Annotated in this window: 16 protein-coding genes; 5 read left to right on the top strand and 11 right to left on the bottom strand. The window is 46.8% G+C overall.

What is annotated here, in order from left to right; all coding sequences use genetic code 11:
- Positions 1-59: 59 nt before the first annotated feature.
- From AR337_RS11115 to hprK, 6 genes are all read right to left on the bottom strand, one after another.
- The gene (locus AR337_RS11115; protein WP_059172066.1) at positions 60-1550 is read right to left on the bottom strand and encodes a lipopolysaccharide assembly protein LapB; all 1491 of its coding nucleotides are present in this window, start codon (positions 1548-1550) and stop codon (positions 60-62) included.
- Positions 1551-2157: 607 nt separating this feature from the next.
- Positions 2158-2691: a DapH/DapD/GlmU-related protein gene (locus tag AR337_RS11110; RefSeq protein ID WP_059172065.1), complete on the bottom strand. Its 534-nt coding sequence runs from the start codon at positions 2689-2691 to the stop codon at positions 2158-2160.
- On the bottom strand, positions 2688-3347 hold the full coding sequence (gene ppaX / locus AR337_RS11105) for a pyrophosphatase PpaX (RefSeq protein WP_059172064.1): 660 nt from the start codon (positions 3345-3347) through the stop codon (positions 2688-2690). The genes AR337_RS11110 and ppaX overlap by 4 nt, the downstream gene beginning before the upstream one ends.
- Positions 3344-4285: a nucleoside recognition domain-containing protein gene (locus AR337_RS11100; protein ID WP_059172063.1), complete on the bottom strand. Its 942-nt coding sequence runs from the start codon at positions 4283-4285 to the stop codon at positions 3344-3346. The genes ppaX and AR337_RS11100 overlap by 4 nt, the downstream gene beginning before the upstream one ends.
- 398 nt (positions 4286-4683) lie before the next feature.
- Positions 4684-5508, bottom strand: coding sequence for a prolipoprotein diacylglyceryl transferase (gene lgt / locus AR337_RS11095; RefSeq protein WP_059172062.1), 825 nt, complete (start codon positions 5506-5508; stop codon positions 4684-4686).
- 106 nt (positions 5509-5614) lie between these two features.
- Positions 5615-6550: an HPr(Ser) kinase/phosphatase gene (gene hprK, locus AR337_RS11090; RefSeq protein WP_059172061.1), complete on the bottom strand. Its 936-nt coding sequence runs from the start codon at positions 6548-6550 to the stop codon at positions 5615-5617.
- A 205-nt stretch (positions 6551-6755) separates the two neighbouring features.
- On the opposite strand from hprK, the gene nagA reads away from it, so the two are divergent.
- From nagA to AR337_RS11065, 5 genes are all read left to right on the top strand, one after another.
- Positions 6756-7937, top strand: coding sequence for an N-acetylglucosamine-6-phosphate deacetylase (nagA, locus tag AR337_RS11085; protein WP_059172060.1), 1182 nt, complete (start codon positions 6756-6758; stop codon positions 7935-7937).
- Positions 7938-8031: 94 nt separating this feature from the next.
- A complete protein-coding gene (gene nagB / locus AR337_RS11080; protein WP_059172059.1) occupies positions 8032-8757 on the top strand; it encodes a glucosamine-6-phosphate deaminase in 726 nt (241 codons plus the stop codon).
- A gap of 12 nt (positions 8758-8769) precedes the next feature.
- Positions 8770-9501, top strand: a complete 732-nt coding sequence (locus tag AR337_RS11075; RefSeq protein WP_059172058.1) for a GntR family transcriptional regulator — start codon at positions 8770-8772, stop codon at positions 9499-9501.
- 127 nt (positions 9502-9628) lie between these two features.
- Complete coding sequence (locus tag AR337_RS11070; protein WP_059172057.1) at positions 9629-9955, top strand: YnfA family protein; 327 nt, start codon at positions 9629-9631, stop codon at positions 9953-9955.
- A 96-nt stretch (positions 9956-10051) separates the two neighbouring features.
- A complete protein-coding gene (locus tag AR337_RS11065; protein ID WP_059172056.1) occupies positions 10052-10843 on the top strand; it encodes an N-acetylmuramoyl-L-alanine amidase in 792 nt (263 codons plus the stop codon).
- Between the two features lie 425 nt (positions 10844-11268).
- On the opposite strand, the gene AR337_RS11060 is transcribed toward AR337_RS11065, so the two are convergent.
- The 5 genes from AR337_RS11060 to AR337_RS11040 all read right to left on the bottom strand — a co-directional run bounded on the left by AR337_RS11060 (position 11269) and on the right by AR337_RS11040 (position 15256).
- Entirely contained in the window at positions 11269-11625 is a 357-nt protein-coding gene (locus AR337_RS11060; protein ID WP_059172055.1) for a phage holin family protein, read from the bottom strand.
- A gap of 105 nt (positions 11626-11730) precedes the next feature.
- On the bottom strand, positions 11731-12855 hold the full coding sequence (locus tag AR337_RS11055; RefSeq protein ID WP_059172054.1) for a DUF4097 domain-containing protein: 1125 nt from the start codon (positions 12853-12855) through the stop codon (positions 11731-11733).
- 166 nt (positions 12856-13021) lie between these two features.
- Entirely contained in the window at positions 13022-13336 is a 315-nt protein-coding gene (locus AR337_RS11050; protein ID WP_059172053.1) for a DUF4870 domain-containing protein, read from the bottom strand.
- 67 nt (positions 13337-13403) lie between these two features.
- Complete coding sequence (locus AR337_RS11045; protein WP_059172052.1) at positions 13404-14318, bottom strand: ABC transporter permease subunit; 915 nt, start codon at positions 14316-14318, stop codon at positions 13404-13406.
- Positions 14315-15256, bottom strand: coding sequence for an ABC transporter permease subunit (locus AR337_RS11040; protein WP_059172051.1), 942 nt, complete (start codon positions 15254-15256; stop codon positions 14315-14317). Before AR337_RS11040 ends, AR337_RS11045 begins: the two co-directional genes overlap by 4 nt.
- Between the last annotated feature and the right edge of the window lie 155 nt (positions 15257-15411).

Raw genomic sequence — 15411 nt, 5'->3', positions numbered from 1 at the left:
GCTAGAGCAATTATCCCATGCTCTGTTTTATTGGACGTCGGAAAGCTATTCCCCGTCTCCTATTGCATGCAAGCCATAACCAGTTTGGCATATTTTCTGATTGTTCCTTCCGAAACGCCGTACTGGTCCACCAGCTGATGCATGGGAATCTTATCATTACGCAATTTGTGCCATACATACACGGAGGCTGCCGCCCAACCTGCGGAGTTCTTGAGGCTATGTCCCTGTCTGTAAGCTTCCTCGATTACAGAGAACCACATTAGGAACAGGCCCGCTTCCACCGCGCCAATCGGCTGATACGTTTGATAGAGCATTTCCGCCACATCATGCGCATTCGCTGAGGGCGATCGCTTTCCTTCCTTCAAATACGCAATATACTCCCGTTCATTGGCAGCAAGTTTATCATTCTCATAAAGCTCTTTTGATTGAAGGAGTTCCTTCTTATCTTTCGCCACCGACGCGAGGAAGATCGCAAACAGCCGCTCTTCCGGATAATCACTGCCAAGCTTTTGTAAAATCGACCGGGTTTGGTTTTCCATCCCGCCGGGTGCCCCATTGGCATTCCACGGCTCGGCGCCTTCCTTTTCCGGAGAAATCGAAAGTACCTTTTTCCAGAGGGAGTGTGCAAGCTCTTCCCTTCCCGTATAGTAGGCAGCATAGGAATACCAGTAATAAAATGGGCCGTCACCATCATACCCGCGCCTATGAAGCTTCCTTAGCCATTCGTAGGCGAGTGTGTACTCACCTGATAGAGCAAAGGTTGCACCAAGCTTGAACTGGTGCTCGGTCAACATCGGCTTAATTTTCTTCAGTATTTCTATAAGTCTCGCAGTCTCTTTTTTGTCCCTCCGGTAATGGGCAAAAACAAGCAAGTTGCAAAGCGCGTGGAGGTTCCCCGGATTCCGCTCAAGCACGTCGTATAGTACCGTATGAGCCTGTTCCGTTTCTCCCAGGTAAAAATGGGCCAAAGCGAGATTGTTATAGGCCGACCAATACTCGGGATATTCCTCCACAATTGAATGAAGCATCTCAATCGCTTTTGGAAAATAACCCGACTCCAGCAAATTGCGCGCTTCCTCCTGGCGCACCATCAAATCATCTTCTTCAAAAAGATCATCTTCATCCTCGACACCCTCAAAAACCAGCAATTCAAGCAGTTCTTCGGCGTCATCCGCAAACTCCCCATCCTCTTCAAGCTCGAGGTAAACCTTTGAATGATGGGTCGCATCTTTAAAGAAACCCAAATGGGCATAATTATTCGCTAAAAAATAATGGCATTCAGTCATTTCTGGATCTAGTTCATCCAGAATAAGGTGAAGCAGCCGGTTGGAGTTTTCATACCCGCCGATTTCTGTCCACACCAAAGCAAGCTGGCAGGCAATCATCGGTTCGCCCGGCTCCAGCTGAAATGCACGCTGCAAATAGCGTTTTGCTTTTTCGAAATCCCTGCGGTGGTAGGCCTTCAGCCCTTTTGTAAAATAATACTCACCTGTCGGGAAAAAGGAGAGAAGCTTCCCCTTGCCTTTAAATGCTTTTGAATCTTTCCCCATGAAGTCCTCCACTAATGTAATAACTTAAGTAGTATATCACAAATTCGGCGGCACGGGGATAAACTCTCAAACTTCCAAAGAATACGGAAAACTTTGGGAGAAAAGGACAACAGAATTGGAGAAATCCAAAAGTTTCGCGGACTAACGTGGTAAAGTTCCGGAGAAATCAAAAAGGTTCGTGGACTAACGCGGAAAACTTCTGAGTAATTTTGTGGACTAACGTGGAAAGTTCCGGGTAAACCAACTAAATTGACGGGAAAAACACAAATTTACGGCTAAAACTTCAAAACTGCAGGATAAATATTCTAAATCGCAGGATAAACCTTCAAAACTACCGGATAAACCAACAAAACTGAAGGGAATCGCTAGCATTTTGTTAGCTTAGTGCTAGCACGGTGAGGCGAATGATAAGGGACGGAGCAAGCGGGGAATAATTTTTTTGGCAGAGCGGCCGTTTGTAGGACGTGAGTCCAGGCTGCATACAAAAAGGCCGTGCCGGAAGCTGCGGTGAGCAGTTTCCGGCACGGCCTGAGCCGAACGGGGTTCTGGGTGGCCAAAATGGTTAGGTGTGCTTGCCTTGTTCCTTTTTCCAAAAGGAGGGTGCCGTTTATTCCCTTTTCCCGTATATCGGGTCGTCGGCCCAGCGCTGGGCGAGCTGGTCGGCGGTGTAGATGATTCTCATCGGGTTTCCGCCAACGAAGCTGCCGGCGGGGACGTCTTTGTGGACAAGTGTGCCAGCGGAAACGATAGCGCCGTCGCCGATGACGACTCCAGGCAGAATGGTTGAGTTGGCGCCAATCATGACTTCACTGCCGATTAGTACCTCACCGAGGCGGTATTCCTTGATCAGGTATTCGTGGGCAAGGATGGTTGTGTTGTAGCCGATAACGGTGTTATGCCCGACGCTTATTTTCTCGGGGAACATGGTGTCCGGCATTACCATGAGAGCGAAGGAGGTCTTGTCGCCGACTTTCATGCCGAGGTATGTCCGATAGAGCCAGTTTTTCATTCCGATGAATGGAGTGTAACGGGCGATCTGGATAATGATGAAGTTTCTGGCTACTTTCCAGAACGATACTGTTTTGTAAACCTGCCAGAGGGAGTTGGCGCCTTCGACGGGATAGCGCTGCGTCCTCCTCATTGCTGGCTTGCCTCGACGATATCAAGAATGTCGGCCATGCTTTCAAGCATGAAGTCCGGTTCAAATTTTTCGAGGTATTCACGGCCTTTCGCTGACCATGCGACCCCGGCTGTTTTCGTTCCGGCGTTTTTGCCGGCAAGGATGTCATGGTAGCTATCGCCGACCATAATGGCTGTTTCCGGCTTTGAGCCAAGCTGCTCGAGAGCGAGCATGATTGGTTCTGGATCAGGCTTGGCGTTCGTCACATGGTCGAGCGCGACGATAACATCAAAGTACTGATCAAGCTTTGAGAGCTTCAGTCCCTTTATGACGACATCATGCATTTTTGTTGTGACGATGCCAATTTTATAGCCGCTTTCTTTCAATGTTCTGACCGTTTCAAACACCCCATTGAATTCCTTGACGAGGAGGTCATGGTTGGCAAGATTGAAGGTTCGGTACGTACGGATCATTTCCTCCACGTTGTCCGGGTTGATTGATCCAAAAGTCTCGCGAAGTGTTGGGCCCATGAAAGGCAGTACATCGTCACGCTTGTATTTGTTCGGGTAGTAACGGTCAAACGTGTGCAGGAACGAGTTGATAATGAGGTCGTTCGTATCGATCAAGGTTCCATCGAGATCGAACAGGATTGTGTCTATGGCTTTGGTGGACTTCATAACTTAACTTCCTTTCTTTGCATAACGCCGGTTTGTTTCCAGATCGTACCGACAATCAATGTCAAAAGGACAGCCACGCCAATCCTGATGATGAGCAGCGGCCAAACCGGAATGCCGAGCGGGATAAAGATTAGTGTGTCCTCGACGACCGCGTGGCAGGAGACGAGAAAAATGAATGCGAGTGTCGCATCCTTTTTGCTGACCCCATCCTCCTTCACGGCCTGGATCATGACGCCTGCCCCGTAGGCAAGCCCGAATAGGAGACCGGCAGCCATCGTTGTCGATGTGTTTTCCTTCATGCCGAGCGTACGCGTCATCGGAGCCATTGTCTTTGAAAATTTGCCGAGCCATTGCAGGTCTTTAAGGATTTGGATTGCGGCCATTAACGGGATGACGATCAGGGCAAGCTGGACGATGCCGAGGCCTGCTTTTTCTATAGCTTCAAGAACGATGTTGAGAGCACCGGAAGCCGGCTCGGGTTTCGCCTGGATGAATCCGTAAACCGCCTGGCTTCCTCCTCCGTGCCAAACGAGATTGATGACAGCGGCGGACACGAATGCCAGTCCAAGCCTGACAGTCAGGACAATCCAGAGCTTAACTCCCGCTTTCAATGCAACGGTCGATTCGACGATCAGGTTATGCGAGAAACTCAGCATGACGGCAAGAATGAAAACTTCTTTGACGCTGAAATCCAGGGTCAGGATTGCCCCGATTGCGGCGTACAGGTTGAGCACATTACCAAGAACGAGCGGGATTGCAGCGTCGCCGGGCAAGCCAATCAATTTCATAAATGGGCCGATTGCTTTTATTAGCCAAGCCAAAAGAGGCGTATATTGCAGGATTGAAACGGCGAGAGTGACAGGAAAAATGACTTTGCCCAGCGACCAGGTTGTTTTTAAGCCAACGAGCAAGCCCTTTTTGATTGATTGGATCAGCATTGCTTCTCTTTTCCCCTTTGTTTGTATTGTCGTTTAATCTATATATGCGAAAAATAAATTAGAATAAATTTAAGCGAGCTTTTAAAAAATTTATCCCTATCGCATGACTCATATTCAGCGTTTCCGCCATTGCTACATTTGATGTAACGATCAAAAAGCTGATGCTTCCAGGGCAGGGCAGCAATGAAGACACTTTCAAGCCGGAAAAACTTCCCAAACTGTCTTCATAAACCCGATGAAGACACTTTCATGCTGGAATGACTTCCCAAACTGTTTTCATTAACCCGTTGAAGACACTTTCAAGCTGGAATGACTAATCAAACTGTCTTCATAACCTCGATGAAGGTTTTCTGGCTAAGTAATCCTTTTTCACCAATTATCAGAGAAGCTTGTATATCCTACTTTCCTTTCCCGTCATCATCAAGGTAGCGTGCATCGGCGTGGCCGGCTTTCCTGCGGTAAACTATCAGGATTCCCGCCAAAACAATCAAGCCTAGCGAAATAAGCTGTGCTATTCTTAAATCGCCGAGCATCAGGCTGTCAGTGCGCAGCCCTTCGATGAAGAAACGGCCGATAGAATACCAGATTACATACGCCAGGAAGCTTTCCCCTCGGCGGAGATTAACGCGGCGCAGCAATAAAAGCAGGGCGACTCCAGCAAAATTCCATAGCGATTCGTACAGGAAGGTTGGATGGTAGTAATGCCCTTGGATGTACATCTGGTTGATGATCCAATCCGGCAGGTATAAGCCTTCAAGAAATGATCTGCTAACCTCGCCGCCATGTGCTTCCTGGTTCATAAAGTTTCCCCAGCGGCCGATTGCCTGGCCAAGGATGATACTCGGCGCGGCGATATCGGCTACCTTCCAAAAGGAGATCCCGCGCGCCTTTGTAAAGAGGTATGCGGTCGCGACCGAACCTATCAGCGCCCCATGGATGGCGATTCCGCCGTTCCAGATTTTTATGATGTCGCCAGGGTGTTCGGCATAATAACCCCATTGGAAAATAACATAATAAATCCGCGCAGAAATGATGGCAATCGGAATCGCCCATATCAGCAAATCGGAAAAGGTTTCTTTCGGCAGGCCTCTCCGGTCACCTTCCCTCATTGCCAGCAACAAGGCAAGCGCGAGCCCGGTGCCGATGATAAGGCCGTACCAGTGAACCTGTAACGGGCCAAAATGGATTGCAACTGGATTTAGCGGTGTAATTGTTCCTTCCATTCTCATTCTCCTTTGGTCTGTCTGTCTTTTATAAAATTCCCCGGGGCCTTTTAAAATGAGAAGGCCTTGTTATATATACTGTTGTTTTCTGCTCCTATTAACGCAATTATTTCCCTTCTGGCCCGCCTTCTTCAATAACATCGTGGAGCCTTTCGGTGAACTGCTGGGCTGCGTTTACCCCCATCCGCTTCAGCCTAAAGTTCATTGCGGCAACCTCAAGGATGACGGCAAGGTTTCGTCCAGGACGGACAGGAACCGTCAGCTTTGTAACTTCAGAGTCAAGGATTTTCAGTTTTTCTTCGTCAAGGCCTAATCGGTCATATTGCTTGTCCTGGTCCCATATCTCGAGATGAATATTAAGCGTAATCTGCTTGTTGCTGCGGACAGCACCCGCCCCGAACAAGGTCATCACATTGATGATGCCAAGCCCACGGATTTCCAGGAGATGTTCAATCAGTTCCGGAGACGTGCCAAATAAAGCATCCTGGTCTTCCTGGCGGATTTCAACGCAATCATCGGCAACGAGCCGGTGTCCGCGTTTCACAAGTTCGAGCGCAGTTTCACTTTTACCAACGCCGCTTTTGCCGGTAATTAGGACACCCACACCATATACATCAACCAAAACGCCGTGTACAGCAGTAGTTGGCGCAAGCTTGCCTTCAAGAAAATTCGTCAAGTTTCCGGAGAAACGGGTTGTTTTGAATTTCGTCCTTAAGACTGGCACCGATTCACGTTCGGCAGCTTCTATCAATTCAGTCGGCACCTCAAGCCCGCGGGTAATGATGATTGCCGGGGTAATGTCCGTGCAAAGCTTATCCATCCTTGCGGTTCGCGCGCTTCCTTCAAGTTTTTCAAAAAAAGACAGCTCGGTCATCCCAAGAAGCTGGATCCGCTCGGCCGGATAATAATTGAAATAGCCAGCAAGTTCAATGCCCGGACGGGATAAATCACTCGTGGTTATCGGACGGTCAATCCCCTCTCCGCCACAAATGAGCTCAAGGTCAAACTTTTCATAAATATCCCTAGTACGTACTTTCAACAAAGCTGTTCCTCCTTTTCTCCTGGCACAGCCATTTAGTAATATTGTGTAGATTCTATCTATTTTAGCACTTTTTTTGCTGGAACAAAATCGAGGAAGCCATTTTCACGATAGGCCCCTTGGTGTGGTCTAGACAACTAAACCAGCAAATCGTATACTAAGAGAGGTGCGAGAGGTACGTATTTTAAGCTGATTGGAGCTGGTCAACTTGGCGATATTACTGGCAATTATAGGTAAGGTTGTTTTGGAAAATGAAGTAAAAACGAATCAATATATCTACATAAAAGATGGAAAGATAGCTGCCACGGGTCCATTGGAAGAAGCCGCTGGAAAATACCCGGATGCCAGGATTATTGACATCACCGAGTCCGAGACAGTTGTTCCAGGCTTTATCGACCTCCATATTCATGGCGCTGCCGGTGCGGATACGATGGACGCAACTCATGAGGCGCTTGAAACGATTGCCGAGGCGCTACCGGCTGAAGGAACAACGGCGTTCCTTGCAACAACGATAACCCAGGAACACCGAAATATTGATTTGGCTCTTAAAAACGCCGCGAGCTATGTTGAATCGCAAAATGGTCCGGGAAAGGCTGAAGTTGTCGGCGTCCATCTTGAGGGGCCTTTCATCAATGCAAAAAGAGCCGGCGCCCAGCCCAAGGAATATATTATCGACCCGGATATCGACCTGTTCAGGCAGTGGCAAACAAGTGCGGCTGGTTTAATCAAGCTCGTCACCACCGCGCCAGAGCTCGAGAACGGCACAAATTTCATTGAATATCTTTCTTCCAACGGCGTCGTAGCTTCAATCGGCCATTCAGACGCAGTTTACGAGGAAGTCGAGATTGCTGTTAAAGCAGGCGCAAAGCATGTGACCCATCTTTATAATGGCATGCGCGGCATGCACCACCGTGAGCCTGGAACTGCAGGGGCGGCGCTATTGTTCAAGGAGCTGCTTGTAGAAATGATTGTCGACGGCATCCATATCGCTCCTGAAATGGTCAAACTGTCCGTTTCCGCGAAAGGGCCGGAAGGATTCGTGCTCGTAACTGATTCAATGCGGGCTAAATGCCTGAACGCAGGCGTTTACGACCTTGGCGGACAGGATGTAACCGTTGGCGATGGCCGGGCGGTTTTAGCTGATGGAACGCTTGCAGGCAGTATTTTAAAAATGAATGAGGCGGTCAGGAATGTAGCCGAATTCTCGGGCCTTAGCCTCCAGGATGCCGTCCGGATGGCAAGCGTGAACCCTGCTAAGCAAATCGGCATTTTTGATAAAAAAGGCAGCATTGCTCCCGGCAAGGATGCAGATCTAGTCATCCTGGACTCAGGAATGGACATTGCAGCCACCTTCTGCCGCGGTGAACTTGCTTTTAAAAAAGGTCAATAGTCCAGTAGATTGGTTTGGAGTTATTATTTAGAATGTGTTTATCCATCCGTTTAATAATTGGATACATACAATTTTATGAAAAGAGGGAAGCAGAATGAAAATTATTAAAGTTTCAAATAGTACTGAAATGAGCAAAACCGCTGGGGAGATGATTGCGGAAAAAGTGAAGTCCAACCCGGAGATTGTTCTTGGGCTTGCAACAGGCGGGACTCCAGTTGGCACCTATCAGCACCTGATTGAGGACCACCAAAAAAACGGGACTTCCTACAGCAAGGCGTCTTCGGTAAACCTCGATGAATATATTGGGCTACCAAGGACAGATGTCAACAGCTACTATGCATTCATGAAAACAAATCTGTTCGACCATATTGACATCAAACCGGAAAGGACGTTCATACCGGATGGGTCCGCACCCGACCTTGAGGCCGAGTGCGCCAATTATGAAAAGAAGATTGCCGAATTGGGCGGCGTCGACCTTCAATTACTCGGAATTGGACGCAACGGCCATATTGCCTTTAACGAGCCAGGAACACCATTTTCGAGCCGTACCCATATCATTTCACTTACGGAAGAAACCATTGCCGATAACGCCCGCTTTTTCGCTTCGCCTGAAGAAGTTCCAACAAAAGCGATTACAATGGGGATTTCGACAATCCTTGAAAGCAAGGAAATTATCTTGCTTGCCAATGGGAAGTCAAAAGCAGAAGCAATCCGTAGCCTTGTGAAAGGGGAAATAACCGAGGACTTCCCGGCATCAGCCTTGCAACGCCATGGCAATGTTACAATTATCGCTGACGAAGAGGCCCTCAGCCTGATTTAAGGAGAATGTTCCATGATTGATAAAAAGTCGCGGATTCCAATTTACTTCCAGCTCGAGGAGTTGATTAAGGCGCAAATCGATTCTGGATCGCTCAAGCCTGGTGATGGAATCCCTTCTGAACGGGAATACGCGGAACAGCATGAAATCAGCCGAATGACGATCCGGCAGGCGATCAATAATCTTGTTTCGGCGGGTATTTTATTCAGGCAAAAAGGAAAAGGCACGTTTGTGGCCGCTCCAAAGGTCGAGCATGAGCTTTTGGGCCTGACCGGTTTTACCGAGGATATGATTTCGCGGGGAATGAAACCGGGGAACCAGCTTCTCTCTTTTAGGAAGGTGCAGGCAAGCAAGTCCATTGCCTTAAATTTGGCTGTCAAGGAGAATGAACCCATTTTTGAAATAAAGCGCATACGGCTTGCGGATGGCCTGCCGATGGCGCTTGAGACAACCTATATACCCGAACATCTCGGTCCAGGCCTCATAGAAAAACTGACTGTGGCTTCAATCTATAGTTATATAGAAGATGTGCTTGGGCTAACCATCCTTGATGCCACACAGGAAATTGAGGCAGCCGCCGCAGGAATCGAGGAAGCCTCCCATCTTGGCATTAAAGAAGGCGCGCCCATCCTCCTGATCGTGCGTACTTCAAGGCTTGCGGATGGCACCCCGTTCGAATACGTCAAATCCGCATTCAGGGCTGACCGTTATAAATTTATCCATAACCTGAGGCGGAGCGGGCTGTAAACCAAGTTAGTTGTAAGAAACCCGTAAAATTCACAAATTTTAAAGAGCCGTACTGGCTCTTTTTTTGTTTAACCCTCATTAACGTTTACAATAAAATATATGTACTGTACTTGATTGGAGGTCCATTATGATTTTAGCTATTTTTTTATTTGTCATTGCCGGTCTGGCGGAAATTGGCGGTGGTTATTTAGTTTGGCTCTGGCTAAGGGAAGGCCGCCCTCTCTTTTACGGTATTATCGGCGGCCTCATTCTTGTTGCATACGGCGTCATTCCCACATTTCAAAATTTCCCTTCATTTGGCCGTGTTTATGCTGCCTATGGGGGAGTATTTATCATCATTGCGGTGCTTTGGGGCTGGGCAATTGACCGGAAAACACCGGACCTATATGACTGGCTGGGGGCTGCGATTTGCCTAGTTGGTGTCTCCATCATGCTATGGGCACCTAGGAATTAAAAGCCCTATCAAAAAAAAAATCTGCTTGTCCCTATCCACTTTCGATGCTTTTTCATATGTTAATTAGTGAAAGAGTTAAGAAAGGGGGATAATTTGATGAAGATTATGCTAGATGCAGGCCATGGATATTCGACAGCCGGAAAGAGGAGCCCATCGGGAATGCGGGAATACGAATTTAATAGGCAGGTCGCGGCCTATGCAAAAAAAGAGCTCGATTCGTATCAGGATACAGTGGTTTATTTTGCCCACTCGGATGACCGGGATGTGCCGCTTCAGGAACGGACGAATAAGGCAAATACATTGAAGGTGGATGCCTATATAGCCATCCATGCGAATGCGTACCAGAATACATGGAACAGCGCAAACGGGGTAGATACCTTCGTCTATCTTACAAGGCCAAAGGATGCCTATGAACTTGCGCAAAAGGTACAGCGCCATTTGGTTGAGAAAACCGGGCGCCATGACCGGGGCGTCAAGACTGCAAATTTCCATGTTTTACGGGAAAATAAAACAGCCATCTTAATTGAGTGTGGTTTCATGACGAACCTCGAAGAAGAAGCCCTGCTGCGCTCCGACTCTTACAGAAGGACATGCGCAAAAGCGATTGCCGCTGGAATTGCCGAGCATTACGGATTGAAGAAAAAGCTTTCGCCATCACCCCCTGTTGGGAGTATGTACAAAGTGCAGGCCGGCGCATTCCGTGACAAAGCAAATGCTGATGCCGTGGCCGGGCAATTGGTCGCAAAGGGTTATCAGGCTTTGATAGTAAAGGAGAAAGATGGCCTTTATAAAGTACAAGCTGGGGCCTTTTCCAAAAAAGAAAACGCTGATGCTCTTGTAAAAAAATTGAATACAGACGGATTCGCCGCCTTCATTAATAAAGAATAGCCAACTTTGTAAAAAGGAGGGCCGTCTCAAAATGAGTTCTTACAAAGCGGGTTTCGCTCAGTAACACCGGAAAAGCTCCGGTCGCTGGCTAGTGAATTATAACTATATTCGCTTGTAAAAGTAGTAGGGGCCAGACCCCCACTAGTGAATTTCAGATTTTCTTCTCGGTTTACTAGTGAATTACCTAGTGAAGGTGCCTGTCGATGGCTAGTGAATTATAACTATAATCACTTTTAAAAGTAGTAGGGGCCAGACCCTCACTAGTGAATTTCTGAGTTTCATCTCGGTTCACTAGTGAACTACCCAGTTAAGGCGCAGATCCTGGCTAGAATATCATAGCTATAATTAATTTTAATAGTAGTCGGGTTTCGCTTATAAAAGCCAAAAAAAAGCGCGGCTGCCCGCGCTTTCTTCATTTCAAACTCTTATTTCTTCTTTTTATCCATGATAAATTTCTGAATGACGATATTCACAAGTGAAATGATGACCGCTGCTAAAAAAGCCATGCCGAAGCCAGATATATCGAATGCCGGTCCCATGAGCGCGTCTGTCAGCAGCAGCGTCACGGCGTTAATCACAAATAGGAATAAGCCAAGTGTCAGGATAGTAGCCGGCAGGGTGAGCAAAATAAGCACCGGCCTTACCAGTACATTCAAAATGGACAGCAGGAAACTTGCGGCGATCGCGGCTCCAAAGCCCGAAAGCCGAAATTCATCATCAAAGTACCCTGCAATCGCCATGAATAGCACTGCATTGATTCCTATCCCGATTAGCCATCTCATCATGTGCTCCACCTTTCTATTACAGCAACCCGATACTCTTTTTAAAATAATGCGGGCAAGCCCTTGCTTAAATCAGTATATGAATTTATGGCTGCCCTCTACCCATTAAATTTCATCTTTTTTCAATTCATCGGCCTTTTTGATGGCGATGCCGCCCGTCTTTGTTTCCGCTACGATTCGTGTTGTCCGTCCATCTTGCTGGATTGTTTTAAAACGGAGCATTTTTTGAATCATCTCGCTTTTTTCCTCAAGCAGTTGGATTCTGTCAAGATCCACCTGGAAGCCGCCCAAATTGGACCTGAGTTCGCCATCGACTGCCAGTCCATCAGGTACATAAATATCGATGCCCCCAGTTGCCGCTTTTGCGGAGATAAACTCACACGTACCCTGTACCTCACAGCTGATGCCGCCGGTGAACGTCCTGAGATCCGCGGTGTTAAACGAACCATCCAGCTTGATGCCTCCATTGACCGTTTCAGCCTCAACCTTTTCGATGGCGCAACCCTTTAGCTTTATATGGCCATTTCCGGTCTCGGCCTCCAGCTTTTTGCCAGTGACTCCTTTGAAAGAAATTTTCCCATTCCCTGTCTTTGCCTTTAAATCTCCAGCACGGAGATTCTCTCCCGATACCGGCCCATTGAACAGCTTGGCTCGGACTTTCTCATATTCTGCATTAGGGACGTAAAGGACTGTATCTATCTTCATCCATTTATTGCTTGTAAAAAATCTTAGCCTGCTCCCTTCTACATCGAAAACAACCGACTCGAGCAATGTTTTCCTGGCTTCATCCTGATTGTCAACCCGATACACCCGTGCCTGGACCTCTGCCCGTACATTCAGCTGCTCCCAAGGAACAACTTTTAGCGACCCGTTCGCGATACTTACATCAATGTCCGTTAAGTTGACAGCATTTTGATGGAAGATATGTGAAATCTCAAACGACTGCCCAAAGTTCAAATCCAAATCCAATTCTTTAATCTTTTTAATGGCCGTTTCAAGTAGATCAAACAGCTTATCCTTTGCCGTATGCGACCTATACGGCTCTTCGCTAGTCTTCTTATCCCCGGCATCCTCATTTACGACAACTGAAAGCTCGTTAATTAGTTCCTGCTCCTTCTGCCCGGCAGACTGTGATGACTTCTCCAATTCCTCAAGCAAGGTTATCGCTTCAACTGCCGATAAGCTTCCCCGCTCAACCATCTCAAGAATCCTTCTCCGCTCATCCTTCATAAAAAAACTCCCCTTCCTTCAAACTCTTTCACTTCAACCGAAATTCCTAACATAGATACTTATTTTAAAAACTTGCCCTTAATGCACCATTTACATGCTCTAGAGGTAAGGAGTGTGCCACAAGGGTTTTTTCGCATTCATGCCCACTTGTTCCCGGAACTACACATTACAGTTCTTGAATCACTTTAATTCCCTTAATAACATTCCAGATAATCACGATTAACGATAGAATTCCGTATACCGCCATTCCAAGCATGGCGAAACCAAATCCCGCCCCCGGATCGAAACCCATGCCCATTACAGCACCAAGTAAAGCAAACGGAATTGCTGCAAACGGAATAAGGTGGGACAATAACGCTTTTTTGGCATGTTCCTTCGTAATGCTGTCCTCTGCTACGAAATAGACGACTATCGGGAACAGGAATGGGGCAAAAAAGATGCTGAAATAACATAAACCCGACAGAATTTTTTTAGTATCCATGACACCAACCTCCTTCCTGTTTTTACGGGCATTCACCCAAAAAGTTTCACGCTGTGGTCTTTTTTCATCATAAATCAAATCTGGCCATACGATGTTTGCCCTCAAAATAACGCTGAAGTCCTCCGGCAAACAGATTGAGGAATAGAAGGGTAAGGCCAATCGCGCCAATACCGGCAAACGGGATCCATTTGTAGATACGGACATCTTTAAGAATGCTCTCGAAGATCATCGGCCATGACGGCGAGGTGTTGACAACTTCGTAAGCCGCCCCCCATTCATTCATCATAAATTTCTGGCTGATAAAAATAAAAATGATGCCCAGCTGGGAAAGGAGGAAAAGTACCCTGCCAATATCATTTACAACCATTACAATAATATTTGGTATGACAACAGGCAGATAATAATTCCTGAATAATGTGAGGGGCGAGCAGCCGGAAACGATTCCAGCCTCGATATATGGCCGTTTTTCGGTATCCCGTAAATGGGTATAAATGATTTCCGCCACTCGCCCCGTTTCAAGTAAAGCAAGAACGAGTATCATCCAAATTGGCCTCAGGCTTGAAAAAAAGATGAACGGCAGGCCCGAAAAAAACGATACGAAGAAAATGGGCGGCATGAATGAAAATAGCTGCTGCCAGCCATTCATGACCCCTTCCATAAATTTCAAATAAAAGCCTGCGACTGCGAGAGGAATCGCAAATATGTATCTAAGAGCGACAACACTTACGACAATTTTCAGCGTTTCCCCCGCCCCCATGATAAGGAGACTGAGAATGTCGACCCCTTTATGGGTACTTCCTAGCGGGTATCCTTCCATTGGCGGGAAAGGGACCAGGATAATTTTACCCTCATCCGTCCTCAGTGCTCCGATTTCTTTCAGTTCGCTATCTACAAAAGGCAAATGCGGGCCACCAACAGCGATAAGCAACAACAGTGCCAGGAAAAAAGCGCCTGTCCACAGCCTCCAGTTTTTCTTAATCATCCTTCATTCCTTTCAAGCGGGTAAACAATATTTTTCCCAATCTGGCTGGCTATTTTGGACAGGAATATGACCGATGTGAACAGAAAGATATACCCGGCCGCGCTATACAAATTGATTGGATAGTGGAGCTGGCCAACGGCAAATGCAAAGGGCGAACGAACAGATTGATAGAAAAAATAGGCGGCCCCCCGGTAATTCGTCAAATATTCAACGATGAACAGATTCGAAAGAGTATAAAGAGTTATCGTATTTGTATGGCTGAGGATTTTCGGGTAGCAATTTTTCAGGACATGCTTGTACAGAACCCTTAAGGAAGAAGTACCTTTTGAAAAAGCGGTCTTGATATAATCCATTGCCTGCTCATCTCGGATGCTCGAATAGGTAATATTCGCAATATAAAAAACAGGATATATAGACAAATAGATAATGCCAAGTAGAGTTGTACTAAGAGTGTCACTTCCATACACCTTCATGTAAGGAAGCAGGCCCCAGCTATAAGCAGTCATGATGGCAATCTGAATCATAATAATCAGGAACAGGTCCGGTATCGACATAAAAAACCTTGTCAGTGTTTCCCCGAATACCCTTGTTTTCCTGTTCCTGATCCGGTAATCGAACACCCCTTTGGCCACCCCTCCAAAGAGGCCGATAAGCAAGGCCGGTACTGCTATTTTCATACTTTTAAAAAATGTCCTCCAAATGGTGTCAATCCTCGAGTAGCCTTCCATTACATCGCCCAGGCCCTTGTTTTCCTTTAGATATGTAAAAAACTTTCTAAACTGTTCAATATGGTTCCCGATGCTATATTCGTATTTTGCATCTATATTTGATCCTTTCGATTCCAGATAAACTATTTCCCTTGGCAAAAACAGCAATGCCAAGAACAGGGTCATCACTATAACCCATATTGCCGCCTGCTGAATAAAAAATTTCAACATCTTTCTCACGTCCCCCTTTTGCTGGAAAACTCCCCCGGATTCGAGCTTTTCGATTCAATTCTAAATTTACTAGGCCTCTTACTTTATAATTATTTTACACAAATTTCAGAATTGTTACAATTTTGGAAGAAAGATGCAACAACAGAGGGGCGTGT

It is taken from the genome of Bacillus sp. FJAT-27445 (assembly GCF_001510665.1).
Classification (GTDB): Bacteria; Bacillota; Bacilli; order Bacillales; family Cytobacillaceae; genus Bacillus_D.
This window is presented reverse-complemented; position numbering and strand designations above follow the sequence as displayed.

What these genes read in the sequence shown, in the direction of transcription:
- lgt (WP_059172062.1), bottom strand. Translation starts at nt 5,508, where the DNA reads ATGGAAGGAACAATTACACCGCTAAATCCAGTTGCAATCCATTTTGGC.
- AR337_RS11050 (WP_059172053.1), bottom strand. Translation starts at nt 13,336, where the DNA reads ATGGATACTAAAAAAATTCTGTCGGGTTTATGTTATTTCAGCATCTTT.
- AR337_RS11100 (WP_059172063.1), bottom strand. Translation starts at nt 4,285, where the DNA reads ATGCTGATCCAATCAATCAAAAAGGGCTTGCTCGTTGGCTTAAAAACA.
- AR337_RS11115 (WP_059172066.1), bottom strand. Translation starts at nt 1,550, where the DNA reads ATGGGGAAAGATTCAAAAGCATTTAAAGGCAAGGGGAAGCTTCTCTCC.
- AR337_RS11055 (WP_059172054.1), bottom strand. Translation starts at nt 12,855, where the DNA reads ATGAAGGATGAGCGGAGAAGGATTCTTGAGATGGTTGAGCGGGGAAGC.
- AR337_RS11060 (WP_059172055.1), bottom strand. Translation starts at nt 11,625, where the DNA reads ATGAGATGGCTAATCGGGATAGGAATCAATGCAGTGCTATTCATGGCG.
- AR337_RS11075 (WP_059172058.1), top strand. Translation starts at nt 8,770, where the DNA reads ATGATTGATAAAAAGTCGCGGATTCCAATTTACTTCCAGCTCGAGGAG.
- AR337_RS11040 (WP_059172051.1), bottom strand. Translation starts at nt 15,256, where the DNA reads ATGTTGAAATTTTTTATTCAGCAGGCGGCAATATGGGTTATAGTGATG.
- AR337_RS11045 (WP_059172052.1), bottom strand. Translation starts at nt 14,318, where the DNA reads ATGATTAAGAAAAACTGGAGGCTGTGGACAGGCGCTTTTTTCCTGGCA.
- AR337_RS11110 (WP_059172065.1), bottom strand. Translation starts at nt 2,691, where the DNA reads ATGAGGAGGACGCAGCGCTATCCCGTCGAAGGCGCCAACTCCCTCTGG.
- AR337_RS11065 (WP_059172056.1), top strand. Translation starts at nt 10,052, where the DNA reads ATGAAGATTATGCTAGATGCAGGCCATGGATATTCGACAGCCGGAAAG.
- AR337_RS11070 (WP_059172057.1), top strand. Translation starts at nt 9,629, where the DNA reads ATGATTTTAGCTATTTTTTTATTTGTCATTGCCGGTCTGGCGGAAATT.
- ppaX (WP_059172064.1), bottom strand. Translation starts at nt 3,347, where the DNA reads ATGAAGTCCACCAAAGCCATAGACACAATCCTGTTCGATCTCGATGGA.
- nagB (WP_059172059.1), top strand. Translation starts at nt 8,032, where the DNA reads ATGAAAATTATTAAAGTTTCAAATAGTACTGAAATGAGCAAAACCGCT.